Annotated in this window: 2 rRNA genes; both read right to left on the bottom strand. The window is 51.4% G+C overall.

From position 1 onward, the window contains the following. Positions 1 to 115: 115 nt before the first annotated feature. A 5S ribosomal RNA gene (gene rrf / locus B5G33_RS20955) occupies positions 116 to 233 on the bottom strand. A 197-nt stretch (positions 234 to 430) separates the two neighbouring features. Next, a 16S ribosomal RNA gene (locus tag B5G33_RS20950) occupies positions 431 to 541 on the bottom strand; the annotation flags it as partial.

Below are 541 nucleotides of genomic sequence, written 5' to 3'. Positions count from 1 at the left end.
CCTCTAATCACTGGTAAAACCAGCTATCCAAACAGCGCTTCCCCGCTGATGTGGGTTACACCTTCTATGGTGCCGTTCTATCTCATCGCCTTTTCCCCGGCTCTTTTTTTGGGGTTCCCGGCAGCCACCTGCTTTCCCATGCCGTCTCCAGCATAGTATCATCGGCCGCTTCAGTCTTAACCGTCGTGTTCGGGATGGGTACGGGTGTTTCCCCGAAGCGCATCGCCACCGGAAAGTTTGAGCACTTAGTGAAGACAAGGCTCTACCGCAGTCTGAACTTAGTGCGAAACTTGTTCGCTGCAACTTAATGAGAGCGAGTCTCCGACGAAGCTCGAATTTAGTGCAGTCGAACTTCCTTTTGTGCTGTTACCAAGTTTTTCTTGATAACTCAACAGTGAAACACATCTTCCTACTTTATTCTTTTCCTTAGAAAGGAGGTGATCCAGCCGCACCTTCCGATACGGCTACCTTGTTACGACTTCACCCCAGTCATCCGTCCCGCCTTCGGCAGCTCCCTCCTTGCGGTTGGGTCACTGACTTC

It is taken from the genome of Blautia sp. An81, from assembly GCF_002161285.1.
Taxonomy (GTDB): domain Bacteria; phylum Bacillota; class Clostridia; order Lachnospirales; family Lachnospiraceae; genus Blautia; species Blautia ornithocaccae.
Note: the sequence above shows the minus strand (reverse complement) of the source record. Positions and strands in the feature narration are given on the sequence as shown.